The organism is Calditrichia bacterium, from assembly GCA_020634975.1.
In the GTDB taxonomy this organism is placed as follows: domain Bacteria; phylum Calditrichota; class Calditrichia; order RBG-13-44-9; family J075; genus JACKAQ01.
On sequence record JACKAQ010000003.1, the window covers coordinates 344,142 to 370,669 of the forward strand.

A 26,528-nucleotide genomic window follows, 5' to 3' on the forward strand; every position below is an offset into this window, starting at 1 on the left:
TGTATTTGCATTATTTATAGTTTTCCAAAACAGTTGTCAGCGTGGCTTCGGGACCGTCGCGAAGAATGGCATCGAGATACTGTGAAACCTGATGGATGAACGTTTTACCGTTCTCGATATTATCCGGCCAAATAAACCGGTTGCTGCATATTTCACTGACCAGCGCTTCTGTGTTCACAATTTCACCCGCATCGAACGCCTGCCACTGTTCCATAAAATAGCTCGCGGCGGCATCGTTGACGGGATAGCGCACACCGTTGATTTCCCCGAAGAAATGATTGCCGTCCTGTGTTGGCGCTTTCATAAATCGCAAATATGCTGCGTAACCGAGGCAAATCAATTTTGGAAAATCGCCGGATTTTTGGTGATATCGCGTGATCAACTGCAGCACGCGGTTGCGCATTTTCATCGTCGATTGCACGGTGATATCCAGCAGCGCATGTTTGAGATACGGGTTTCGAAATCGTTGTAACACATCGTCGATATATCTGTTGACAATTTGCGAATCCATTTCGAGGCACGGGCCGATTTCCCGGCGCATTACGGATTCCACAAATCCGGAAATTTTCGGGTCGTTCATCATTTCGATGACATATTCAAAGCCACACAAATACGCCAACGGCACGCTGATGGTATGGCTGGCGTTGAGCAAGCGCAGCTTTCGTTCGCGAAAATCATCGATATTTTCCCGCACGATAATTGATGGATTGTCATCACAAAATGCTAATTTTTCCTGCAAATCCGAACCTCCTTCGATGGCAAACAAACTGTATAATTCCGAACACGTCAACATTTCGTCGCGAAACCCCAGGTGCGCGGTGAGTTGTTCCATCCGCGCCGTGTCCGGTTTTCCCGGCACAATCCGATCCACCAGCGTGTTGCAAAAACGGTTGGCGCCGATCACCCAATCCTTGAATCCGCCGCCCAACTGCCAAATATCCGCGAGTTGTAGCACTATACCGCGCAAAACAGTGCCGATATTCTCCAGCAATTCGCAGGGCAAAATGATCAGTCCGCGCGATTCATCGCCGCGAAAAGTGAGGAATCGCCGGTAAAGCACGGCGGTCAATTTTCCGGGAAATGTGGTCGGCGGTTCGCGGTCGATGCGATCGGTTTCATCAAAAACAATGCCCGCTTCGGTGGTGTTGGACACAATGATTTCCAGTTCCGGGCTTTCCGCGACGCTCAACACGCTCTGCCAATCCTCATTCGCGACAATTGCGCGGCTGATCGACGAACAGACCGTAAATGATTCTACTGGCTCGCCGTTCGCCAAACCCATCGCGCAAAGCGTGTATAATCCGTCCTGGTTTTCGAGAATTTCCGATCGTTTCCCGCCAGTCGATTGCGCCACCACAATCCGCCCGTTAAAGCGATTTTGCTGATTGGCAGTATGAATGAAATAATCGAAAAAACCGCGCAAAAACGCGCCGGAACCGAACTGCAAAATTTTTTCCGGCAAGTGAAATGTCGCCGGATCGGGAAAACTGGCAGATGTATTCGATGCGTTTTTTTGGTTAAATCTATCAACCACAAACTGTTGATTTAACTGAGGATAGCTCACAGCGTAACGCCCTCCTTCCAAATGGCGATTTCGCGATAATCATTGATTTCATTTTTTGCCAGTCGTTTGCCGGATGCCACTTCAAGAATGAAATTAAAAAATGTTTCCGCTAGCGCATTAAGCGTGGTGTTGCCTTCGAGCAATTCGCCGGCGTTAAAATCGATCCAGTGCGGTTTTTGCTGAAAAATCGCCGAATTGGACGAAATTTTGAGCGTCGGCACGGGCGTGCCCAACGGCGTGCCGCGACCGGTAGTGAACAGCACGATTGTTGCACCGGCGGCGACTTCCGCGGTTGTGGAAACGCCATCGTTTCCCGGCGCAGTGAGCAGCGCCAAACCGCCCAGTTGCGGCGTTGCGGCTTCGCCGTAATCGAGCACCTGCGCGACCGGTGCTGTACCTCCTTTTTGGGTGGCGCCCAGCGATTTGTCTTCCAGCGTGGTCAGTCCGCCCGCCTTGTTGCCCGGCGACGGATTTTCGTAAACCGGCTGTCCGTGGCGAATAAAATATTGTTTGAAATCGTTAATCATTGCGACGACGCGGGAAAACACCGCCTCGTTGACCGCGCGATTCATCAGTTGCTGCTCCGCGCCGAACATTTCCGGTACTTCCGTGAGCAATGGCGTGCCGCCGAAATTGCTGAGCATGTCGGCGATTTTGCCGAGCAGCGGATTCGCGGTGATGCCCGAAAATCCATCCGAACCGCCGCATTTCAGCCCGATCACCAGATCAGACGCCGGGCATTCGCTGCGCCGGTCGTTTTTGGCGATCCCGAACAATTCCGCGACTGCCTCAACGCCGGTTTCAATTTCATCGATCACCGATTGCGAATAAAAATAGCGCAGCCGCGATGCGTCGATATCTCCGGCAAGTTTCAGCAACTCGTCCATTTGGTTATTTTCGCAGCCGAGCCCCATCACCAAAACGCCACCGGTGTTCGGGTGGCGCATCAGTCCCGCCAGAATTTTGCGGGTGTTGCCGAGATCGTCGCCCAACTGGCTGCAGCCGTAGGGATGCACAAATGTGTGCACACCGTCGATGCCTTTCCCGGCGAAACGTTCGTTGCAAATTCGCGCGATTTTTTCGGCGGAGCGATTCACACAGCCGACGGTGTTGACGATCCAGATATCGTTGCGCGTGCCGACGCGCCCATTCGTCCGGCGATATCCCAAAAATGTGGGGATTTTCGCCGGTTTCCGCGATGCAGCATTCAGATTTGGCTGGTAGCTGTAATTCAATTCGCCACTCAAATCCGTTGCCAGATTGTGCGAATGTACCCACTCCCCCGCCGCGATGGGTTGTGTCGCATGCCCGATGATGTGCCCGTATTTCACTATTTTCGCATTTTCCGGCACATCGTGCAGCGCGATTTTGTGACCGGCAGGCACATCCGTTTTTAGCGAAATTTGTCTGTTATCCACCGTGATCGCATGCCCTTTTTCAAGCGCTTTCACCGCGACAACCACGTTATCCGATTCATGTATTTTTACGATATCCAATGCAATCGTGTTGCTTGCCATTGTTTCTCCCGCCGGAATCCGGCAGTGTATTAAAGATTATACGACGACTTTACCAGATCATAAGTCAACGCCCTGCTCATCGCCACAGCATCATCCATGTCAATGATGTGCCGCGCAACCAGCCCCGCCAGAAAATTGCAATCCATTCGCCGAGCGACATCGTGCCGCGCCGGAATCGATGGAAACGCCCGTGTGTCATCGTTGAATCCGACAGTGTTGTAAATCCCCGCCGTTTCGGTAACCATTTGCCGGAAGCGAATCATGCCTTCGATGCTATCGTGAAACCACCACGGCGGACCGAGTCGCATCGCCGGATAATGCCCCGCCAATGGCGCCAACTCGCGCGAATACGTCGTTTCATCCAACGTAAATACGATCACGCGGAACGCGGAATTGTTGCCGTATGTATTCAACAGCGCGTGCAAATTGCGGGTGTATTCGGTTTGCATGGGGATATCCGCGCCTTTGTCCAGCCCGTATCGGTTGAAAATTGCGGCGTTGTGATTGCGCATCGAACCGGCGTGAATTTGCATCACCAAACCATCGTCGCAGCTCATCCGGGCCATTTCCATCAGCATGTGCGCGGTGAATGCGGTTGCATCGTCGGCAGATGCATCGCCAGCCAACGCACGACCGAAAATGCGTTCGGCGTCGTTCGCAGTCAACGCCTGCGTGAAAGGCGTTTCCACGCCGTGATCCGTTGCAACCGCGCCCATCGATTTGAAAAATGACCGCTGCTTTTCCAGCGCACGGATAAAATCGCGATACGAATGAATCGCAATGCCGGAAACATCACTGAGCGCGTTGAGATTGGCGTGCCAGTCCGGTCGCCGCAAATCCGTTACGCCATCGGGGCGAAACGTCGGCACAATCCTGCCGTTCCATCCCGATTCCTGGATTTTTTTGTGATGCGCTAGATCCGATTCCGCAGCGTCGGTTGTCGACAGCACCTCGATATTGAAGCGATCGAACAGCGCGCGCGGACGAAATTCCGGCGACTGCAATTTTCCGGCAATCTGGTCGTAAATGCGCTGCGCCGATTCGCTGTCCAGCTTTTCGGTGACGCCAAAAACGTCCGAAAATTCGTGCGCCAGCCAAATGCCCGTCGGCGTTCCGGCATACAAATAAAAATGATTCGCGAAAATCTGCCAGATTTTCCGGTGATCGGTTTCCACCGCCGTGCCGTCGCGGGTGGGAATGCCGAGGTTTTCCAGCGGGATTCCCTGCGAATAGAGCATCCGGAAAATGTAGTGATCGGGAATGAGGATCAATCCGGTCGGATCTGGAAAAGCGGCATTTTCGCTGAACCACGCGGGTTCGGTGTGCCCGTGCGGGCTGACAATCGGCAGATGTTTGATGCCCTCAAACAGTTCGCGGGCGATATCCCGAATCGCCGGATTTGCATCAAAAAAGCGATCCGGATGTAATTTTAACGGTTTCACAACTCCCTCTGAATTTCTTCAAATTGTGTGGAAAAAATTTTGATATTGTCAGCCTGAGCCCTTCTTTTTTACGAAGCTTACCCATTTGACCAAGTGCCAGAATCCAGAATCCAGAATCCAGAATCCAGAATCAAAACCCGAACCACTGCGGCACGATCATCGTCAGCGCCGGAAAATAGGTGACGATAAACAGCACCACAATCATCGCAGCGAAAAACGGCAGTAGCGGTTTGATCACCTGCGTGACGGTCGTTTTGGCAATGCCGCAGCCCACGAAAAGGCAGGTGCCAACCGGCGGCGTGCAAATCCCGATACACAAATTCATGATCATCACGATGCCGAAATGAATGGGATGAACGCCGAGGCTTTCCATAATCGGAAGGAAAATCGGCGTGAAAATCAGGATTGCCGGAGTCATATCCATAAACGTGCCGACAATCAGCAAAAAGATGTTGATAATCAATAAAATCATGAACTTATCGTTGGTCAGGCTGAGCAATCCCGCGCTGATATCCTGCGGGATATTTTCATACGCCATCGCCCAAGACATCGCCATCGATGTGCCAATGAGCAACATCACCACTGCGGTTGTGATGCCGCAATCGAGCAAAATCTGGGGAATTTCACTGAGCTTAACTTCTTTATAAACAAAGACGGAGAGGATGAACGCATACACAACAGCGATGGCTGCGGCTTCGGTTGCGGTGAAAAATCCGGCGAGAATACCGCCCAACACCAGCACCACCAGAAACAGCGGCGGCAGCGCCACAAGAAATTTTTGCACGCTTTCCCGCAGCCCGAAAGTAACGCCTTTTCCGTAATTGCGTTTGATGGAAATGACACCGCTGACAATCATCAACCCGATGCCCATCAAAATGCCGGGAATGAATCCGGCGAGGAAAATTGCCGCGATAGACACTGCGCCGCCGGTCGCCAGCGAATACACGATCATCACGTTGCTCGGCGGAATGAGCAGCCCGGTTGTCGCGGCGGTGATGGTCACCGATGCGTTGAAATCGCGGTCGTAGCCCTCTTTGTTCATCAGCGGAATCATGAATCCGCCGACGCTGGAAACCGCCGCAACCGCAGAGCCGGAAATCGCGCCGAACAGCATGCAGGTCATCACATTCACATACGACAACCCTCCGCGAAACCTTCCAAAAATCACATTCGCGAAGTCGATCAATCGCTGCGCGATGCCGCCACGCCCCATCAGCAACCCGGCGAGAATGAAAAACGGGATCGCCAGCAGCGCAAAACTGTCGATGCCGGTTGCCATCGTGTGCGCCACAATTTTCAGCGCGGGCAACCCGCCGATGGTGAGAATCGTGAACAGAGTGGATAAGCCAATCGCAAACGCGATGGGCACATTGAGCATCAGCAACACCGCAAAACTGGATACCAAAACGATTGTTGGCCAATTCATATCAAATTCCTAACCCGTTTTTTTCAGTTGATTGAGTTTTGCCAGTGCTTCGGCGAGAATTTCCAGCCCGTACATCACGATAAAAAATCCTGAAATCGGCACGGCGAGATAGACATATCCCAATTTGATGCCGGTTGCCGGCGCGGTTTGTCCGAGTTTGAAGGTCAGCGAAACCAGTTGGATGCCGCCAACCAGCAGCACCGCTACCGCAAATCCGGTGACAAACAGCGCCGCAATTACCGCAGAAATGAATTGCGATTTAGGGTCGAGCCGCAGCACAAAATAATCGATCCCGAGATGCGCCCGCCGCCGCAGCGCAACGCCCGCGCCGAGCAAACCCACCCAAATCAGCAGATACGTCGCCAGTTCTTCGGTCCAGTTGCTCGGATTTTTGAGCACAAAACGGGTGATCACCTGCCACACCACATCGAGCACCAACAGCCCCATTACCAACGCTGTAACCGTTTCCAAACCTTTGTCCAAACTTTTTTTCAATTGTTTTAGCATAATTACTCCACCGCCTGAATATCGGTTGCCAGATTGCCGATCACCGTGCCGTCAAATTCGCGCCACAGCGATTTCACGCGCTCCTGAAACGGTTGTTTGTCCGGCGTGAACACCTGCAACCCGTTTTCGGTCATTTTTCGCATGCTTTCTTCCTCAAAATCCCGCCACAATTTCCGCTGGTATTCCACCGACGCTTCGGCCGCCGCGGTCAGCACTTTTTTGTGCGATTCGCTCAGCCCGTTCCACATGTCCGTGTTGATCAAAATGACATCCGGCACGCTCGTGTGCTCGTCCAGACTGTAAAATTTGCAAACCTCGTAATGGTTGGATGTAAACAAGCTCGGCGGATTATTTTCCGCGCCGTCCACAACGCCCTGTTGCAGCGATGTGTATAATTCGCCCCAGGAAATCGGCGTTGCGGATCCGCCCAACGCATCGATGAGCTTGATGGCCATCGGGCTCTGCTGCGTACGGATTTTCAATCCGGTGAGATCGTCCGGAGACAAAATCGGTTTGGCGGTACTGTAAAAACTGCGCGAACCGGCGTCGTAATATGCCAATCCTTTGAGCATCAAATGTTCGCCGGATGCCAGAATTGATTTGCCGATATCGCCGTTGAGCACCTGCCAACGATGGTCGTAATCGCGGAACAGATACGGCAGTGCAAAAACCTTGTATTCGTCGAGAAACGTTTCCAGCATGCTGGTGGATACCTTGGTCATCGCGATGGCGCCGAACTGCAATTTCTCGATGGATTCTTTCTCGTTGCCCAATTGCTCGTTGGGATAAATCTCGATTTTCAGCGTCGAATCGGACATTACCCATGCTTTTCGCGCCATGAATTCCATCGCCAGATGCACCGGATGATTTGTCGCCAAACCGTGCGCCATTTTCAATTTGACCACATTGCCTTGCTCGCCGCAACCGCTCAACATCAGAAAAAACAGCAGGTTGGAAAGCAACAGCCATCGCACCGGAAAAACCGTTTGTTGAATCGAAGCCATCGGTTGAACCTCTGTTTTGTTCATCGTAGATCACCCATTTCGATGAAATCCATATCGGTGAACGCCTGATTTTCGCCGCCCATGCACCAGATGAACGAATAATTGCGCGTGCCCGCACCGGAGTGGATCGACCAGCTGGGCGAAATCACCGCATCGCCGCTGCGCAGTACGAGATGCCGCGTTTCTGCCGGTTCGCCCATGAAATGGAATACGCGGGCGCTTTCGTCAACATCGAAATAGAGATACACTTCCGAACGGCGCTCGTGGGTGTGTGGCGGCATGGTGTTCCAAACGTTGCCCTCCGCCAACTCGGTAATGCCCATGACAATCTGGCAACTGTCGCAAACGCCGGGGCAAATCATCTGATAGAGCGTGCGTTTATTTGCGTCGCCATCGCTGCCGAGATCAACGATGTTCGCTTCTTTTTTGGTGATTTTTTTGGTGGGATACGCCGCATGTGCGGGATAACTCATCACATAAAATTTTGCCGGATTTGCAGGATCGTCGCTGGCAAATTGGATGGATTTGCTGCCGCGCCCGATGTACAGGCAATCTTTATTCGCCAGCGAATAACCAGCCGAATCAACTGTAATTTTGCCACTGCCGCCAATGTTGATCACACCGATTTCCCGCCGTTCGGCGAAGTAGTCCGCCCGCAGTTCCGCCGCGCTGGTCAACGACAGCGATTCGATTGTCGGCACCACCGATCCGACAATCGTGCGATCCACATCGACGTAATGCAGCACAATTTTTCCCGGCGCAAACAAATCGTCCAAGAGATACGATGCGCGAAGCTCTGCCGTGGTCATTTTTTTGCAACTGTTTTTATCCCCCAAATAGCGTATGTTCATAAAATTGCCTTTCATTTATTGTCGCGGAAATGGTTTCAATCCGCTCATTTGGTTTGTTGCTTAATTGTTCAGTCGAAAGCATATTACATGGAATACACATCAAAATAAAGTTTTTAACTGTTAATAACTGTTAATTTTTAGCAGAACAATATCTGTATAAGGTAATTTGATATAGTTTTTAAATAGTGTATAAAATTCTTGAAGTGGGTTCACTCTATCGATTCATCGTTGCGATAAATATTAACTTTTGATAAAATCATCAGAATTGGTATATTTTCTGGCTAATGTTAAAATTAATAAACTGTCATCAACTCTCAATTGGTCGTCCAGTAATTACATTATGATTGATCCTCAGATTCATCAAAAATATCTCGACAAGGTTATCAACAGCAAAGAATTTTCAAGCTCGGCAATTTATCAAAATTACCTGAAGTATCTATTTGATTCTGCCGTTCAGGAAAAGGGGTTAAAAGAGACCACAATCGCTATCGAGTTTTTCGAAAAGCGCTCGGATTTTAATCCGGCGTTCGATACGACGGTTCGTTCGCACACATACAAACTGCGTAAAAAGCTGGAAACCTATTATCTCAAAGAGGGTCAGGACGACAAGTATCGGCTTCGGATTCCCAAAGGTCATTACAAACTGACGGTCATTCCCCACAGTGAAGCGGACATTGAAGGCGAAAGCCAGCTCATCGACAAATTTCTGCAAAACAAATACTATATTTTGGCGATTGCCGCACTGTTATTGCTCACCGGATATTTGTTTATTCGCAACCAATCCATTGACAGCAAGCTGGCGGTTTACGAAAAACCAATTGAAAAAAACAACATCTGGTTTGATTATCTCGCATCGGATTTGCCGATCCTGATCGTGATTGGCGATCACTTTTTCTTTCACGAGGAAAGCAAACTGTATCCTCAGTTGCTGGCGATTCGCGATGGCAAAATCAATTCGGGCGATGATTTGAACAAATTTCAGCAGGAACATCCCGAATTGCGGTTGAAACCGGCTGACGAACCGTATTTCCCCTATCACAGCGTCTGGAGTTTGCCGCCTGTTTTATCCATGTTGCAGCAAAAAAACAAGAGAATCGTACTGCGAAAATCATCCTCTCTGGGTACGCAGGTGCTGGATGAATACAATATTATTTATCTAGGTAGCATTAAAACGCTGTATGTTTTGAACCACATGTTGATGAACACACATATATCCTATGAAATTTCGCCACATAAAATTATCCACTCACAACCGGACACATCCTCAGCCGAGGAGATTTTCAAAACCAGCGAACACTCTCCTGGACCAAATGATGATCTGGTTATCGCCCTGAAAATTCCCGGTCCGGCGAAAAATCCGGTGTTCATTCTGGCATCGTATCATTCGTTGGGAACGCCGGAAATTGCCAATTACCTGACCAATCCGGTGACGCGCCGGGAACTGGAGAAAAAGTTTATCGAGAAATTTGGGGAAGTGCCTGAATTTTTTGAACTTGTGTTCCGCGTAACCGGCATAGACAAAACCGCTTACTCCACCGAATTGTTGATTTTTGACAAACTGAACGTGCCAGTCGATTAATCCGGCTGCTCAATCATGTATTTGCTGAGTGCATGATTCATCGCTCGCAGCGCATTCACCGCCAGTCGCGCAATTTCGGTTGCGCCTTTCTCACTGAGATGTGTGATGTCCTGTTTTCCTTCCGGAAATTTTTCTGAACTACCCGCAGCTATCCACAAAAACATTGCTTTCGAACCCTCCGGCCCCGCGTGTTGAACCAGTTGTTCGGTTTCCCACTGCAAATCGACGAATGACACATTCATTTCGTTGGCAACCATACGCATTGTCATCGGATAACCCCCGTGCGTGTCTATGAGTGTGCCAAATTCATTAAAATTCCTGCGGACGATGGAACTGAACACCACCGGCGCTGCCTCTTTTTCGCGACTTTCGCAGACAAATTTTTCGAGATAGCGGCGATAACCGGTATGCGGAGCGGTAAATCGTTTCGGATCGTTTGCTTTCTGATCGTTATGACCGAACTGGATGAACACAAAATCGCCGGGTTGCAGCGAATCGAGAACAGCTTGTCAGCGCCCCTCTTCGATGAAACTTTTGGTGCTGCGTCCGTTTCGCGCGTGATTGTGAATCATTACGGTTTCGCTGAAAAATCGGGGCACCATTTGTTCCCAACCACGTTCGAGATTGTGCTCAGGATCTGGTTTGACAAACATTGTGGAGTCGCCAATCAGCCAAATATTCACCGACTCCTCGGGTGAATCAACTGCGAAAATTGACAGCGTTAATATCAGTAAAAACAATCGTTTCACATAACTTCGTGGTTATCGTGCCATCCAGCCGCCATCAACCAGCAAAATATGACCATTCACATAATTAGATGCATTAGATGCGAGGAATACTGCTGCGCCTTTCAATTCATCCGGCGTGCCCCATTTTCCGGCGGGAATTCGTGCGCTGATTTCTGCGTTCCGGGTTTCATTTGCCCGCAACGCGGCTGTGTTGTCCGTGGCAAAATAGCCCGGTGCAATCGCGTTGATTTGCACATTGTATTTCGCCCATTCGTTGGCGAGCGCTTTGGTGAGTTGGGCAACACCGCCTTTGCTGGCGGCATACGCCGGTACGGTAATTCCGCCCGAAAAACTGAGCAGCGAGGCAATATTGATGATTTTCCCGCGCTGTTTTTCGACCATCACTTTTCCCGCTTCGCGGCAGAAACGGAACAGCCCGTTCAGATTGGTGTTGAGCACGGCGTCCCAATCGTTATCGGAATACGCAACTGCCGGCGCGCGGCGAATGGTTCCGGCGTTGTTCACCAGAATATCAATGGTTTTAAATGCCGACAGCGTTGCGGCGATTGCCGATTTGATATCGCCAGCATCCGCGACGTCGCATTTCAGCGGCAGCACTTTTCTGCCGAGCTTTTGGACTGCTGCCACGGTTTCGTCGAGATTTTTGAGATTGGTGCTTACTGCCACGATGTCCGCACCCGCTTCAGCCAAACCGATGGCCATCCCCTGCCCCAGCCCGCGACTCGCGCCGGTGACAATGGCCACTTTGCCATCCAGCCGGAATAAATCGATGATATTTTTTTGAGCCATTTTAAATCCCGCTAATTTTTTTCTGTTAAATTTTACTTTCGAATCATTTGTTTTTAATGGATTTAACCAAAAAATCACTGACAATTTCAACCGTCGGATTAAACCACGGATGAAACAGCCAGAACGGATGCGGCGTGTCCGGAAGGGTGTGTACTTCGCTGTAAATGCCGAGCGAATCGAGTTGGTCAATCATTTCATCGCGTCCCGCATGAAAGCGCGGAATGGCGCTGTTCACAAACACAATCGGCGGTGAAGATGCGTTGACATATCGCAGCGGCGAGGCTTCCGCCCACAATTCCGTTTTTTCGTGATAGCGACCGCCGAACCACGCGCCTGCGGCAGAAGGATTTTTCCGGAGATCATCCTCAAATTGGCGAACGTATTCGGAGGTGAAATCTACGATGCCATCGATATTGACCACCGCCTGCACCGCAGCGGAAAATTCCCGGTTTTCGCTGTTGTCATCGAAAATCGCCAGCCCGCTGGTAAATCCGACCAGCGTCGCAAGTTGCGCACCGGACGAGCACCCTAAAATGGCAATTTTTCCGGATCGATGGTGTATTCGTCCGCGTTTGCGCGCAGCCAGCGAAGCGCCGCTTTTAAATCGTGAACGGCTACGGGATATTTCGCCTCCGGCGATAGCCGGTATTCGACCGTTGCGGCAACGTAACCGCGCGCGGCAAGTTGCTGCGCCATCGGAACGAGGTGCGATTTATCGCCGGATCGCCAGCCGCCGCCATGCACCAGCAGGATTGCCGGATGCGCCGATTGTTCATTTTTCTCCGGCAAAAAAATATCGAGATGCAGCTCGCGTTCCCCGATGATTCGATACACCACATTGCGTTCTTCGGTGACATTTTCCGGCAGCGAATCCCGTACTATTTTGATGAACGGGAAGCGCGTTCGCTCCTTTTCGAACACGCTGCGGACGGTGAAAGACGTGTCGCGCGGCACGGACAATCGCGACTGCGCAGCCAATCCGCCGATCAATAGCAGCGCAACCAACACACTGTTTTTTATGGAATTATGATTCAAATTCAGAAGTTCACCGTCACCGGTTGATTCATTTTTTCCACCAGATCATCCAGATATTTCATGAATTCCGATTCTGTGCGAATGCCGCCCGGCTCCAGCTCCCACGCCGCCAGAAAATAATATTGCAGCTTTCCGTTTTTGGGTTTGAGCACCACAACTTCGCTATGGTCGTCGCTTTCAAACGACAGAAAATCCGCCTGCCGGAAGAGCACCGCCATTCCCAAATTGTCCGCGTTCAAACTCTGTTTTCCAAATGTGGCGAGGTAGCCCCAACTGCCGGCGTTCACGGATTTGTTGAGCAGCCGCGTTTCGGGATGTTTGACGATGCCCGTGCACAGATTTTCGGGATTGCCGGAAATTTGCACATCGTGGCGGGTGAGACGGCTGCCCGCGGTGATCGATAAATCGGAAATCAAATTGTATGTTTCCCCGGCAATTTCCCAGCCGGAATACACCGTGCGGATTTGCGAATAAATCGCGCCGTTGGCGAGCACATCGCTGCGAAGGCTGTCGGTTTTTGCCACGCGATGCGCTTTGCCATCGTGCCACATGCCGATCGAACCGATGCCCAGCGATTCGCCAACTTTGAGGATGTCCATCCCCCAATCACTCATCTCGTGATACGAATCGAAGCCGTCCAGCCCGACATTTTGCAACACCATTTCCGGGGTTGTTTTGCCAAAAATGTCGGTGGCGTTGCGCCAGTCGAGATAAAAGCGGTAGCCAACCTTGTCCGATTCCCAACCCGGGCCCTCGTATCGGATAAAATAGGAGTGATCGGTGTGCTCGGGCGGCACGCGCAGCGATGTCACATTGCGAAATTCCCCGTCGATATATTTGCGGTTTTCGAAAGATCCGCCAAATTTATGGGCAATTTCCGCCTGCGTTCGTTTGGGATAATCGCGCATTTTTGCGCTGGTTTCCGCAAAAAACAGGGTGAGTTGTTGCTGTTGGTTCGCGGTAAAATCCGCCAGCACGGCAATTTTTTCGGGGGAGCCGTCGCCATCTGCATCGATTGCCTGACCGGGCAGCTCGGTTTTTCCAGCGAACGCCACAAACGCGGCGGGATTGAATGTCGGCTGCGCAGCTTTGATTTTCGAGATATCCAGATAAATCAGCTCGTCCTGACGGGAAATTGCAGCGGGATTTTCTAACGCAATGTTCACCGATCCGGGATATGCCGATTGGATTTCCGCCGTACCGGCTGATTCGCTATTGCAGCCCAAAAACAGCGCCGGCAGCAGCGCAAACAGTAGTGACAACTTTTTCATAATAAATATCCTTTTATGTGGGCGTTATTGTTCAACTTTTGGAATAGCGAACGATGCGCCAATGGAACGTTCCGTAATATATGCTGTTGATGCGATGATATCGCCGGAAACCAGCGCCATAAATCCGGCGAGGTCATCCGGCAGAATCGCTTCCACAGAAACAAACGTTAATCTGTTGATATCCAAAAATCGCTGTTGAAAAATACGAAACGGCTTTCCGGCGGCATTCTCGAAAACCGGTGTGCCGCGAACGCTGACGATTTCATCAAAAGTGAGAATCAGCGACGTGCCGCGAATTTCCGCAGCCACAACCTTGATCGGCGCGCGATTTTCCGGGTCCCATTTTCCGGCAAACGTCCACGCCGCTGTGATCATTTCCGGCGACGGACTGTCCGCTGCGGTGTGTAGATTATCCGCCAGCCAACCGAATGATTCTCCGGATTTTTGGCTGTTGTAAAAATAATTCCTGTCTGAAAAATACGCCGGATTGTTGCGCAGCGTATCTTCGGGATAGATTTTCCGGAAGATCGGCTGATCCGCCATGTTTTCCGAAAAACGGCAATCGAGCAGATAAAACTGGGCGTCGTAATGGTGCCGCCCCAACTGAAAACCCGGCACGCCGTCGAAATCGGAATTGCGGATCACCAATTTCTGTCCGGGATCGTAACCGCCGGCGTGCCAGAGCGCTGCCGTGGCTTTAACTTCGTAAAATTGCGAATCGCGAATAAAACACCAGCCACGCGGACAAACAAAATCCACCGCGCCTTCAAACCGGCAATTCGCATGATAATACATCCCGTTTTTGTATTCCCACAGCGAAACCGTGTCCGCGCCTTTGCTTAGCACATTGCAATTTACGATGACGGTTCGCGTGCCTTTCCCGTACACCGCGAATGCGTGTGAAACGATTTCCAGCTGCGAATTTTCGATGGTGAGATTATCCAGCACCACATCATCGCCGTGAATGTTAACGACCGCCGGACCGATGCAATCCGTTTTCGCGTCCCAATCCGAACGCAACTGGCTGAACCGGATAATTGTGCTGTCCCGGCTTTCGCCACGCAACGTGATGTAATTTTGGGAGATGCGGATTTTCTCTGCATACACCCCGTTTTTCACAAAAATGACCACGCGCGGATAGGAAAATGTGGTGACTTTCATCAGCGCTTCGGTAATCGTGCGCATCATCGCCGTTGCCGGCGGCATCCACAACAATATCCGCATGTCCGATCGCCAACAGTGGAATCGCAGCGAGCAAGTTGATTAAAAACAGCAGATTACGAAAGCGGCTTTTCATAGTTTTCATCGCGACTGATTTTTAGTGAAAAACTATACGCCCGTCGGAAACAGGCGTATGGCTGTGTAAAAAATATTTTCTCAGGTTAATTCTATTTCATGAACATCATTTTTTCGTTTGGGAAAAATCGCCGGTTTGGAGGCGGTAAAAATAAATGCCCGATGAAAATTCCCCGGTTTTGAACACCACGCTGTGGCGCGCCCGGCGGGCAGTTGGTTGTCCACCAGCGTTGCGACAAGCTGACCCAACATGTTGAAAATCTGCAAGGTTGCATGCCCGGATTTGGGCATCTGGAATGCAATGGTCGTGCTCGGGTTGAACGGATTCGGGTAATTCTGCGAGAGCGCGTAAGTTATTGGCAAAGCTTGACTTGGATCATCGTCATTGATGCTCAAAATCGGCTCATCGACAAACAAGCTGTCCGGGATGATGCTTTCGCCGGGCGCGTAAACGCCAGAAGTGTCAAAAATGAACCAGTCGAGATAAAATCCGTAGGTGTTGCCGTCGCTGCCATCGCCCCAGCGCAGATCGTTGGTTGAATTGGCGGCGGCGGTTGCTCCACTCAAAAACTGCACGGGCTGCTCATCGAGATACACGGTCGATGTCCCGTTTTGGAAGGTGATGCGATAGGTGTGCCAGCCATCCGTGCGATACCCCAGTGGTGCGGCAACATCCGCGCGATCAAGTTCAACCTGACCGTCGGGGAACACAAAAGCCGTTCGCGGAGCGCACCATCGCGATATTCCACCTCAAATGCGCGATCGTAATCAGTTGGATAGATTGGCTTTACGCGAAATGCAACGGTAGCGCCGTCCGCCGGATTCATGTTCCAGTCGAGCCCGTACATGATCCGGTTGGCGCCGGGCGTTTTGAATTCGAGCAGTTTGTTGCCGGGGATTTCCGGATCATCGATTACCCAAACAGTCGTGTCCGGCGGCGTGACCACATTATCTTCGAGAAACGCTGGAATATTTTCTGCCGGCAGCACGCTGGCATCGTATACTTGCCATTGCTGCCCGGGACTAACAAAACCGGCTCTGCCCGCGCCAGCCTGAACTATCGCAGGCACATCGGCTGCGTTATCGGGCGTATATAAATATGGCGGTTCGGGGGCATCACCGCGGGTTTCCGGCGCGTTGACGCAATTATCAAAAATATTGTTGCGTTCCACCAAATCGCCCTGTGCAGAAACACCGACATTCACCAGCGTCGGGTTGTCCACATTCAAAAGTAGTTGCTTTCCACCAGCACATTGGCGTCCATTGTGGAGCCGACGCCGTAATTGTTGCCGACATAATAATTGTTGTAAATATGAGCCAAAGCCGAAAATCGCACCCGAGGGTGGCGCTGAACCGTATCATTGAACCAGTTGTGATGATAGGTTACATGGAATTTCCCGGAATCCTGCGCGGCGTTGTTGTCGTCGTGCCCAATCAGGCTGGTTTTATCGTGATTGCTGAACGTATTCCACGAAACCGTGATGTAATCCGAACCGCGTTTGATATCCAGCAATCCGTCGAACGAACTGCGCAAATCGCAATGATCCACCCAGATGTGATGCGATCTTTCCTGAATATTAATCGCATCGTCGTTGCTGTTTTCAATGAGTAAATTGCGGATGATGATGTTCGAAACATTGGACATGTTCAATCCACTGCCGGTAATAACACCTTTATTTCCAACCCCTACGACTGTTTTGTTGGAGCGAAAGGGTGCCATGCTGGTCAATTCTATCGTATCCACAACCTGAATAATAAAAGGTTCTGTCTGAAAAATATAATCTAAAAAATCCGCTGTTGAATTTACAGTAACGATCGATCCGCCGGCGCCGCCTGTTGTACCGTTTTGTCCCAGTGTGTTTTCACCAGCAAAACCTTCCGGAATGGCATTTTGTGCGATGATCTTATTATTAAAGAACAGCGTTATTATTAACAATAGCAAACATATGATATCCAATATTGAACATTTTGATTTTTTCACAATTTTCACTCTGTCATTTTGGGTCGACCAGATAGGTCAATTTGAATTTTCCATTCAGATCATTTATTGTCATGAAAGAATTCTATAACAGAAAAACAAACGGACTGGCTGAAGTTACTTTTCAATAATTTCAAACTACCTTTTTTACTCACATAAACTGTTCAAATAATTTTCCAAATTTGTATATCCGTCACCATTGTTATCTTCATTACGATCAGCCGGATTTGCGGGATCGAGGTGGTTGTTAATTTCCCAATCATCAGCCATACCGTCGTGATCCTGATCAGAAGGTGCAACGGCAGTATGCAATTTTGGCCATCCGCCAACTGAAAGTTGCGAATCAATTATTCCGGTTTGCGGACCGTAACTATCACCAAATCCGGCTGTGCCGGACCGAACTTCGTAGATGATTCGTTGATCAACCGGATCGCGTTTCGGATAAATCGCACCCGCGTATGCGAGCACTTTTTCAAAAGCTTCTGCAGCAGTTTCTGTGCTGATTTTCGGGGCGTTGAAGGGCTTTTCAGCAATCGTAATGTTATCGACATATTTGCCCTGTACACCGCCGGCCCAGTTATTTTTCGAAACTTCTGGATAACCTGTAACAAAATTTTCTGCGATATACCAACTGCTGGTAGAATCCCACGGTTCAACGATTCGGTTCTTATGTATGGATCCCGGACCTGATTTGTAATAATTGCCAATCAGATTGTGCTGCCCTCCTTCACCGCCATATGCACTATTGAATCCCCAGTTGTAAATCACATTATTACGGAAGTCAACAATTTCCGAATCCGGCTCATGATGATAGCGGCTGCCATGAAAACGCGGATTTCGGCTGGCATTATGTGCAATCAGGTTATGATGAAAAGTTGCACCTTTTCCGCCCCAGATACCGCCATAACCATGATCACCTTTTTTGTGGAATGAACGGTGCAAACTTTCGCTGATGATACACCACTGCATCGTACTGTTGACGTTATCCCGAACAGTTGCCGTTTCATCGATCCCCCAACTTATGGAGCAGTGATCGATTATTATGTTTTTTTGAAAAATTGAAGTGAGTGCATCTTCTTCCTGGCGATAGACATCTCCGAGCCGCAATCGCAAGAATCGGACAATGACATTGTCAGCTTCGATGATGAGGGGAAAATTTCTGATGCAGATACCATCTCCAGGCGCAGTTTGGCCGGCGATAGTCAAATTTCCTTGAACAATTCGCAGAGCAGATTGCAATTCGATGGTACCGGAAACACGAAAGACAATGGTACGGCAGCCTTCCGATTCAATAGCCTTGCGCAAACTACCGTCACCAGTGTCGTTCAAATTAGTCACTTCCAGAACGATGCCGCCGCGTCCACCACTGGTATATTGCCCAAACCCTTCTGCCCCGGGAAAAGCTAATTGCCGGGCATCCAGGTTTATCGAAAAGAAACATACCATGCAGCTGATGATCAATCTGAACTTAATGAGTTGATATGACTGAAACAACATTAGCGATACCCGCGTTTTAATAATCGTTTCTAACGCATCACAATTCACTTATTTCAATGCTGTCCTTGTCCGTTTATGTAAACATCGTTCAAATTTAAATTTAAATAATGGCTTAAAATGTTGCCGTCTTCAACACCATCAAAACGGCATTGAGTGAGATATAAATTTGTGATAGGCGATCGTTCATATCCATCCAACGCAAAGGCGTATTTGCTTTTTTTACTTGTAACATTCTCAATGAAAATATTGCGAACAACCGGTGTGAACTTGCCCACATCGCCTTCACCGTAATAAAAATTGATGCGAACAACGGCGTCACTCACCTCGCCGACAGTCACGTTTCGCATGAATACATTTTCCACTACCCCACCCCGCAGGGAATTAGTTTTGATGCGCAGCGCCCGGTCCAGATTTGGGCTGTCCATCACACAATCTTCGATGAACACGTTGCGCACATCGCCGCTCATTTCGCTGCCAATAACCACGCCGCCGTGCCCGTCTTTCATGTTACATCCGGTTACGATAATATTTTCGCTGGGCATGTTCACCCGCCGGCCATCGGCGTTTCGCCCGGATTTTATGGCGATGCAATCATCACCCGTATCAAAATAGCAATTTTTGATGAGCACATTCCGGGAAGATTCCGGGTTGCAGCCATCGTTGTTCGGGCCGTGGCTGATCACTTTTACATTTTGAATGGTTACATTTTCGCTCAAAACGGGGTGAATGACCCACATTGGGGAACGAATGATTGTCAAGCTATCTATCAATATATTCTTGCACTTATATGGTTGAATAAAATTGGTGCGTAAATATTTACCTTCACCAAAAATACGTTCTGCTACCGGCGTCATTTTTTCCGGCATTTCGTAAAGTTCGTCGGTAGTTGAATTGCCATTCGGCGTTCCGGGAAGCCAACCATATATTTCCTGACCTTTCCACGGCCACCAGCTATCCGTTCCACCCTGCCCGTCCAGCGTTCCGCTGCCGGTTATCGCAATATTTTCTGCTTCAAACGCATAAATAAACGGTGAATAATTATAGCACTCAATGCCTTCAAAACGGGTGAACACCAACGGCAAATATTTTGCCGGATCTTTGGTGAACCGAACCGTGGCGTTTTTGCTGATGTGCAAATTAACGTTGCTTTTGAGATGGATGGCACCAGTCATAAAAATGCCGGGCGGAACCACAACCCTGCCACCACCGGCGGCATTGCAAGCTGCAATTGCTTTCCGGAATGCCTCGGTGTTGTCTGTTGTGCTGTCGCCGGTTGCGCCAAACTCCGTTACCAAAAAATCGTTGTCCTCAAATGTCGGCGGCACAATCTGGTCCAAAATATAGTCGAGTTTGTCCCAACCGACGGTTGGCTCGGATTTTGAAATATTACATCCTGTGAAAGAAAATGCGACGATCCACATTAAAAATAATCCAAATACCTGAGCTAAATTTCGGAACCGTTTGCGTTGGAGAAGCTGTGTCATTTTCATTGTTTTACTTATCTATTTTAAAGATTCAATTTCCAGATTGGCCAGAATAAATGGACCAACTGCCTTTGTGTCATTGGTTCGGATAAGCTCGCTGATATAATATTCGAACGAACCGTCCCGGTATGGGTCGCCGCCGAGTCCGGCAACTGCGCAGGCGTTGGTGATGTTTACCAAACCCTGCTCATCCACTTCGATAAATTGTTTGAGAATACCGTCGTAGCCTTTTTGGGCAACGCTCCGGTAGCTTTCGTCGATGTATCCGTTGCGCAACGCTTTAAAATAGGCGTAAACATACATCGATGATGCGGAAGATTCCCGGTAATTGCCTTCGCGATCTGGTAAATCGACAATCTGAAACCAAACTCCGGTTCCCGGGTCCTGCACTTTTGCCAGCGCTTCGGCTAAACGTTTGTAAATATTAATGATATCCTGTCGTTTCGGATGATTTTCCGGGATAAAATCGAGCACATCCACCAACGCCATCGCGTACCAGCCCATTGCGCGTCCCCAAAAATGCGGCGAAACGCCCGTTTCCGGATCAGCCCAGCGTTGCTGGCGGCTTTCGTCCCATGCGTGATACAGCAACCCGGTTTTTTCGTCGCGGGTGTGGCTTTCCATCCAGATAAATTGATTGGCGACATCGTCAAACAACGCCGGCTCATCGAACGTTTTGGCAAATTGCGCCAGAAACGGTCCCGCCATATATAGCCCGTCCAGCCACATTTGGTAGGGATAGCGTTTTTTATGCCAAAATCCGCCCTCGTTGGTGCGCGGGTGCTCTCTCATTTGATCGCGCAGCACAAACAGCGCTTTTTTGAATTTCTCATCACCGGTTTTTTCGTACAGCGCAAACAGCGGTTTGCCGGGATTGATGCGGTCGATGTTGTACAGCTCTCTGTCGTAAAGCCAAATGCTGCCATCTTCGCGAACAAATTGATCGTAATATGTTTTCACATAGTTGAAAAATTTGTCATCTCCGGTGGCTTTCCAGACCTCGAGAATAGATTTGAGCACCAAACCCTGGGTGTATTCCCAGCGCGGTTTTTCCTGAAAATCGATCATCCACGGTTCGGGGTTTCGCTGCATCACCGATTCCGCCATCCGTACGGACCATTTTTCCGGTTGTGCTGCTGTTTCCGGTGCTTTTTTCTCAACGCAGCCGGTTGCCAACATTATCAGCGCGAGCGCTATTAACCCATTCAGTGAGAATTTCATTTGCAGATACCCGTTCACGGTTTTTCGATGTCCTGTTCGGTATAATTTCATTTCAATTTGATCAGCGGCGACTGTTGGTTTTCGCCGCTGATCGCTTATTCATCCCAAAAATTCGGATTACTTCATCAAAATCATCTTGCGGGTTTGGCTGCCGTTATCCGTTTTCAGCGTGTAAAAATAAACGCCGGACGGAATATTTGCTGCTTCCCAGGTTGCCCGATAAGTGCCGGGCTGCAATTTGCTGTTTACCAGCGTGGCAATTTTTTGACCGGTAACGTTATAAATATTGAGTTGGGTCAACGAAGTTGTGCCAATGCTGAATTCGATTTTTGTGGAGGGGTTGAACGGATTCGGATAATTTTGCTCCAGTTGGAAATCTTTCGCGATGCCGTTGGGCACGTTTTCGATGCCTACTCTGCCGCCGGCTTCCCACAAATCTTTCAATGCCGGATACCAGTTCAGGTCACCTGCCGGAAATCCGCCGTCTGCGCCGGTGTATGCTTCGGTTGTGTTGGGATATGATACATCCAGCGTATCGTTCATATATTCCCATGAGCGGCGATCGAAATCATCCGTATCGCGATTGAAATTTGCGGTGTTTTTGGTTTTGTTCCCACCGTTGGGATCGCGATACCAATCGGCCATGGCGATCATCACTTCGGGCACGTTGGTAGGCGTGATCAACTCTTTTGTAAACGCGGTTACGGAATCTGCACCCAGTTTTCCGTTGATGTGGTAGGTCAGCGGTGCACCTTCGCCGGTAACGCCGGCGGCTGCATGGCGATTGTAAAAATCCTGAACCGGTGCGGATACGCTGTAATAGTTGCCGCTGATTTCGTAGTTGGTGGAATCATTCGGCACGGTAAAAATCCAGTTCATTCGCGGCAAACCAAAAGCATCGGATTCACCACTTTCGTTGAATTCAGCCTGACGGGATGCGTCTGTGTCGTTTCCGGCAACAAACGAATCGAGGAACAGGTTGTTGGTAATTTTCACATCGTTACCAACCCATCCCAACGCCAATGTGCCGTGATAGGACATGCCGTTTACCAACGTGTTGTGGTCAAAAATGAGCGTTCCGATTGCGCCGGTGCTGCTGCGGTGGCGAATTACACGATCCTGAAAATTCACAAAAGTATTGTTGACCATCACCAGCGAATCGACGGATGTTCCGCGAACATCGATGGCTTTTCCGGCACCAAAATTGGAACGTCCGAGGTCACCCATATTTGAGAATACGCAATCCTGAATGCGGATCAACCGGCAGCTGCCTTCGGTACGGATGTGCTGGCCGCGAGTTTGGGTTAAGATTGAGCCATAAATTTCGAGATCAAATCCGACACCATCCACACGGATCAAACCGGAAGGAATGTTGCCGATTTCGCCAGGAACGGCTTCCACATATCCAACCAAAATGAGGTCTTTTATCCATACATTTCCTGCAACAACGCGGAAAATTTCACCGGGAAAGCTACCGGAGCTGGTGTTGGTAGTCATATAAACGAGCGGACGGGTTCCGGCACCGTCAATGGCACGAATACGAACATCCCATCCGTTGTTGCGGATTGCGGAATTAACCAGATAAGTGCCGTCACGTTCCAGCCAGTACACCCGTTCCAAATCAACGCGATCACCGTTGGCAAGCGTATCGCCAGTGATGATATCGTTTAAATAATTACTGCCAGTAAACGGGGGAATAATCATATCATGCGGGCCCGTTTGGGCAGATAACACAAAGGGTAAACATAATGCAGCAAACAAAATACTCAGACAGCGTAGCTTGATTTTCATCTTAGCCACCTCCTTTTAGTTTAACTGTAAAGATTTATTGCGGTTGGCACACACAAACGATGCACCAACCGGTAAATTTGGAGCTTGTTGTTCAAAGATTGTTAAAGGGTTAACTGAAATCCGAGATCGCCGGAAATACCATAGTGCTGACGATAGTTTTCCAGCGTGAAATTGCGATTAGGGTTTATTACGTTTGAGCCTTCTTTGGTATCGGTCAGGTTATACAAATTCAAATAGAACGAAATCATCGGGTTTAACCGCTGTTTGAGGCTCAGATCCCAGCGAGAAAAAGCGATTCGTTGGCTGAAAGTTGCCGTTGTGCTGTTGGCATCGTTGGTGGTTGAGGAATTGCTGGCAGCCTGATAAAATGTTGAGAGCCGTGCAGAAAAGCCTCTGTAATCATAACCCACCGCAAAATTCCCGATGTAATTGGGTTGTCCGGTCAACTTTACTTTGCTTTCGACGAACTCCCTGCGCGATTGCGGAATGGGAATCGGTCCTATAAAAATAGTGTCTGTTACCAAAATTTGTTGGGGCACATACGTTTCGGTGCGCACAATGGAAACGTTGCCACTTAACACAATATTGCGCAGAAACCTTGGCATTCCCGGCATATAGCGCAAACTGGTTTGCACTTCTGATTCGAAACCCCACACTTTGGTGGGTTTATCGGAATTGTACGGATAGCGCAAATTATAACCGGATGTCACAAATGAATTGGGAATATTATAGTTGATTTCCAAACTATCGAGGAGGTCATACCCTTTAAACTCAAGCCCGTCGATCACTTGAATCATATCTTTAATATCTTTATAAAAAGCGGATACGGAAAACAGACCGTACTTCCCTTCGAAGAACGATGTGTTGACCTCAAAATTCCAGGCTTTTGCGGCTTTCAGATCAGGGTTTCCCAAAATAATGGAATTACCGGAATAAAACGTTCCGGCCTGCCGGGCAATGTAATTTTCCAACCGGTCGTTAAAGTTCGGACGTTGCAATGCGCGATAGGCAGCCAAACGGATTCCCAAAAAACTTAACGGACGATACGTCAGGTGAAAATTCGGCAGCCACACGGTTTCTTTGTGATAGGCGGTTGTATCATTATAAATGCCGGCGGGTACCGGAAAACCGCTCAAGGTTGTCGGGGAATATCGCGAGTTGTAATTGTTATCCTCAAATTCGCCGCGAATACCGGAAATAAGGGTGAATTTCTGTCCGATGTTCAACGTGTTCATCAGATACGCACCGGAAACGCGTTCATCGATATCGTAAAACAGAACATCCGGTTCGCGATTCACATCATATTCATCATTGGTAATATTGTCGAAACCGTTTTTGTTCAGATCATACCACTCGTTGATGGCGTCCACGTTTATCAACGGATACAATTGGTATTTGTCGAACACATCCCGGTCATCAACGCCTTCCAGAAAATTGGTCAGCAACACCAGACCGGAGCCGGCCAATTGCAGGTTTTCAAAACGGGTTCCGGTGAAATCTTTGGGAACGATGGAGCCGTCTTCAGTTTTCACAAACTGCGGGAACGCCATGATATAATACGCGCCAACTTCTTCCGAGAAGGATCGTTCGCGGGATTTTTTGCGATATTTTCCGCCAAATTTCAAATTGCCGGAGAGCGAGTGACTCAAGTTATACGGTTTGCTGAAGTTCAAATACGCGGTAATTTCATTTTCTTTGGCGTCTTCGCCACGGAAAAATGCGTTGTAAAGATAGGCTCTTTCAAAATTATTGTATGCAAAGGGAATGATGTTCACCGGATCGGTTTGGCGCACGTCATCCGAGGGATCGCCCATACCGGAAATCTGCTGATTTGTCACCGGATCGGCAAGCGACGGTTCGTGAAAATTCATGGTGTAATCGTATGGCATTTTGCTGCGAGAGCTGGCGTAAGCCACGTTCCAGTCCAATACCATTCCCAAAAAATTGTTGTCGCCTTTCAAAAATGTGTTAAATGTGGCGATTTCCTGTTCGCGGTCGCGGATGGTGTAAAACAAATCCTCTTTATCTTCGATGGGATAATTGCGTTCGTAAGTGACGTAATTGCGATTGGTAAGACTAAATACGTTACTGAATTTGATGTTTCCGCCATCTGGCGTATCAAAATCAAACAATGCACTGACACCGTTGCGTTTGCGAACTTCGTCGGTGTAAGTCAGCTGAATATCGTTTACCAGCCAGGCAAATCCCCGGCGTTAAAATTATAAGATGGGTCGTATTCTTCATCGCTGCGGATCCGCTGTTCCAGATTCCCGCTGAGTTGAACGCCGACTTTGTCATTCATAAACCGATCGGAATATTTGAGGCTGGTGACATATTGGCCGCATGATTCTTCGATGCCGTTGTATGCGCCGCGGGCATCCAATTTCAGGGTGCGTTTTGCCGGCGCTTTGCGAGTTACAAAATTGATGCTGCCAGCAATGCCATCGCCATCCATATCCGATGTGATTGCTTTGTGTAATTCAATTCCCGCAAGTGACCCCTGCGATATGGTACTCAAGTCTACATCGCGCGCATCTACGCCGGTCGTTGGAACGCGCACACCGTCGATGGTGATGGTGGTAAAAACGGGATCGAGTCCGCGCAGCACAACTTTATTGGCTTCGCCGCCGGATCGCTCGATCGCAACGCCGGGCAATCGCCCGACAGCTTCTGCTGCGTTCGCATCCGGCAATTCCTGAATTTTTTCTTCGGAAACCACATTCATAATTGTTTTGGAATTAATTTGCTGGTTGATCGCGGCAACCTGCCCTTCTGCCTGAGCAGTGATGGTTACTTCTTTGCCCTGCACAACATCGTAAATCAACAAGATGTTAACGGTTTGGGTTTCGTCATCAACCACCTGAATCGATTTGAATTTTTCCTGATAACCGAGATAGCTGACAACGAGCCGGTAGCTTCCTGCTGGAATGCCGTCGATCCGGTATGCGCCATCGGAATCAGTTGATGTGCCAAGTGCCGTGCCCTCCAGATACACGTTTGCACCAATCAATTCATTATTCGTCAAAGAATCGGTAACCAAACCGATCAAACGTCCCTGCCCGAACATCGCGGAGGACAGGAACATGCAACAAACCAGAACATTGAGATGGGACAGCTTCATCTTAATATTGCTCCTTACGCTAAAAATTATTGAAAATTAAATAGAGTGCGTAACTTTGGGGCAACATACCCGGTGCAGGATATAACAGTTACAGATTTCTCAAGTCGCGCAGTGAATTGTAACCAAACTGCAGCAGGATTGAAAGTGTTTAACTGTCAAAACAGTTAACAACATGTAGAAAAAAACGTTAGCTATACTGATTTTCAGCACATTGGCAAACAAAATATTCCGGGGTTGTTTTTCGCACACCTTTTGCAACACTCGTCAATAAAATATTGCAAATTATCGGGCGGATGATAAACTGGCGGATGATTTTACACATAAAACGATAGTTTCAATTGGAAATATTGGCGAATGGTTGCGGTTAAGGCGGGTTAATTTATTTCAATAAATATCAATGGAATAA

General features: G+C 49.1%; 19 protein-coding genes and 2 pseudogenes. 1 reads left to right on the forward strand and 20 read right to left on the reverse strand.

Going from position 1 to position 26,528, the window contains the following annotated elements; all coding sequences use genetic code 11:
- Nucleotides 1-10: 10 nt before the first annotated feature.
- The 7 genes from H6629_19060 to kduI all read right to left on the reverse strand — a co-directional run bounded on the left by H6629_19060 (nt 11) and on the right by kduI (nt 8,311).
- Nucleotides 11-1,564 (reverse strand): tagaturonate reductase, encoded by a 1,554-nt coding sequence (locus H6629_19060; protein ID MCB9069880.1) that lies wholly within the window; start codon nt 1,562-1,564, stop codon nt 11-13.
- Nucleotides 1,561-3,060: an altronate dehydratase gene (locus H6629_19065; protein MCB9069881.1), complete on the reverse strand. Its 1,500-nt coding sequence runs from the start codon at nt 3,058-3,060 to the stop codon at nt 1,561-1,563. The genes H6629_19060 and H6629_19065 overlap by 4 nt, the downstream gene beginning before the upstream one ends.
- Nucleotides 3,061-3,110: 50 nt before the next feature.
- On the reverse strand, nt 3,111-4,523 hold the full coding sequence (uxaC, locus tag H6629_19070) for a glucuronate isomerase (protein ID MCB9069882.1): 1,413 nt from the start codon (nt 4,521-4,523) through the stop codon (nt 3,111-3,113).
- A 130-nt stretch (nt 4,524-4,653) separates the two neighbouring features.
- A complete protein-coding gene (locus H6629_19075) occupies nt 4,654-5,949 on the reverse strand; it encodes a TRAP transporter large permease (GenBank protein ID MCB9069883.1) in 1,296 nt (431 codons plus the stop codon).
- 9 nt (nt 5,950-5,958) lie between these two features.
- On the reverse strand, nt 5,959-6,456 hold the full coding sequence (locus tag H6629_19080) for a TRAP transporter small permease (protein ID MCB9069884.1): 498 nt from the start codon (nt 6,454-6,456) through the stop codon (nt 5,959-5,961).
- A 2-nt stretch (nt 6,457-6,458) separates the two neighbouring features.
- Nucleotides 6,459-7,391 (reverse strand): TRAP transporter substrate-binding protein, encoded by a 933-nt coding sequence (locus H6629_19085; GenBank protein ID MCB9069885.1) that lies wholly within the window; start codon nt 7,389-7,391, stop codon nt 6,459-6,461.
- 89 nt (nt 7,392-7,480) lie between these two features.
- On the reverse strand, nt 7,481-8,311 hold the full coding sequence (gene kduI, locus H6629_19090) for a 5-dehydro-4-deoxy-D-glucuronate isomerase (GenBank protein ID MCB9069886.1): 831 nt from the start codon (nt 8,309-8,311) through the stop codon (nt 7,481-7,483).
- Nucleotides 8,312-8,651: 340 nt separating this feature from the next.
- Here kduI and H6629_19095 point away from each other — a divergent pair, with 340 nt between their 5' ends.
- Nucleotides 8,652-9,890 (forward strand): hypothetical protein, encoded by a 1,239-nt coding sequence (locus tag H6629_19095; GenBank protein ID MCB9069887.1) that lies wholly within the window; start codon nt 8,652-8,654, stop codon nt 9,888-9,890.
- Here H6629_19095 and H6629_19100 read toward each other — a convergent pair.
- The 13 genes and pseudogenes from H6629_19100 to H6629_19160 form a co-directional block, all read right to left on the reverse strand.
- Nucleotides 9,887-10,639 (reverse strand): annotated as a pseudogene (locus H6629_19100) (rhamnogalacturonan acetylesterase). The gene H6629_19095 and the pseudogene H6629_19100 overlap by 4 nt on opposite strands.
- 12 nt (nt 10,640-10,651) lie before the next feature.
- Nucleotides 10,652-11,413, reverse strand: a complete 762-nt coding sequence (gene kduD / locus H6629_19105; GenBank protein ID MCB9069888.1) for a 2-dehydro-3-deoxy-D-gluconate 5-dehydrogenase KduD — start codon at nt 11,411-11,413, stop codon at nt 10,652-10,654.
- A gap of 58 nt (nt 11,414-11,471) precedes the next feature.
- A pseudogene (locus H6629_19110) lies at nt 11,472-12,448 on the reverse strand (alpha/beta hydrolase).
- Nucleotides 12,449-12,465: 17 nt separating this feature from the next.
- Complete coding sequence (locus H6629_19115) at nt 12,466-13,734, reverse strand: DUF4861 domain-containing protein (protein ID MCB9069889.1); 1,269 nt, start codon at nt 13,732-13,734, stop codon at nt 12,466-12,468.
- 24 nt (nt 13,735-13,758) lie between these two features.
- Nucleotides 13,759-14,895, reverse strand: coding sequence for a pectin esterase (locus tag H6629_19120; protein ID MCB9069890.1), 1,137 nt, complete (start codon nt 14,893-14,895; stop codon nt 13,759-13,761).
- Nucleotides 14,896-15,111: 216 nt separating this feature from the next.
- A complete protein-coding gene (locus H6629_19125) occupies nt 15,112-15,774 on the reverse strand; it encodes a T9SS type A sorting domain-containing protein (GenBank protein ID MCB9069891.1) in 663 nt (220 codons plus the stop codon).
- 481 nt (nt 15,775-16,255) lie between these two features.
- The gene (locus H6629_19130) at nt 16,256-16,972 is read right to left on the reverse strand and encodes a pectate lyase (GenBank protein ID MCB9069892.1); all 717 of its coding nucleotides are present in this window, start codon (nt 16,970-16,972) and stop codon (nt 16,256-16,258) included.
- 183 nt (nt 16,973-17,155) lie between these two features.
- The gene (locus tag H6629_19135) at nt 17,156-18,454 is read right to left on the reverse strand and encodes a pectate lyase (GenBank protein ID MCB9069893.1); all 1,299 of its coding nucleotides are present in this window, start codon (nt 18,452-18,454) and stop codon (nt 17,156-17,158) included.
- A 104-nt stretch (nt 18,455-18,558) separates the two neighbouring features.
- The gene (locus H6629_19140; GenBank protein ID MCB9069894.1) at nt 18,559-19,995 is read right to left on the reverse strand and encodes a glycoside hydrolase family 28 protein; all 1,437 of its coding nucleotides are present in this window, start codon (nt 19,993-19,995) and stop codon (nt 18,559-18,561) included.
- A 12-nt stretch (nt 19,996-20,007) separates the two neighbouring features.
- A complete protein-coding gene (locus H6629_19145; GenBank protein MCB9069895.1) occupies nt 20,008-21,210 on the reverse strand; it encodes a glycoside hydrolase family 88 protein in 1,203 nt (400 codons plus the stop codon).
- A gap of 117 nt (nt 21,211-21,327) precedes the next feature.
- The gene (locus H6629_19150) at nt 21,328-23,001 is read right to left on the reverse strand and encodes a T9SS type A sorting domain-containing protein (protein ID MCB9069896.1); all 1,674 of its coding nucleotides are present in this window, start codon (nt 22,999-23,001) and stop codon (nt 21,328-21,330) included.
- A 101-nt stretch (nt 23,002-23,102) separates the two neighbouring features.
- A complete protein-coding gene (locus H6629_19155) occupies nt 23,103-25,133 on the reverse strand; it encodes a TonB-dependent receptor (protein ID MCB9069897.1) in 2,031 nt (676 codons plus the stop codon).
- 56 nt (nt 25,134-25,189) lie between these two features.
- The gene (locus H6629_19160; GenBank protein MCB9069898.1) at nt 25,190-26,122 is read right to left on the reverse strand and encodes a carboxypeptidase-like regulatory domain-containing protein; all 933 of its coding nucleotides are present in this window, start codon (nt 26,120-26,122) and stop codon (nt 25,190-25,192) included.
- Nucleotides 26,123-26,528 lie beyond the last annotated feature (406 nt).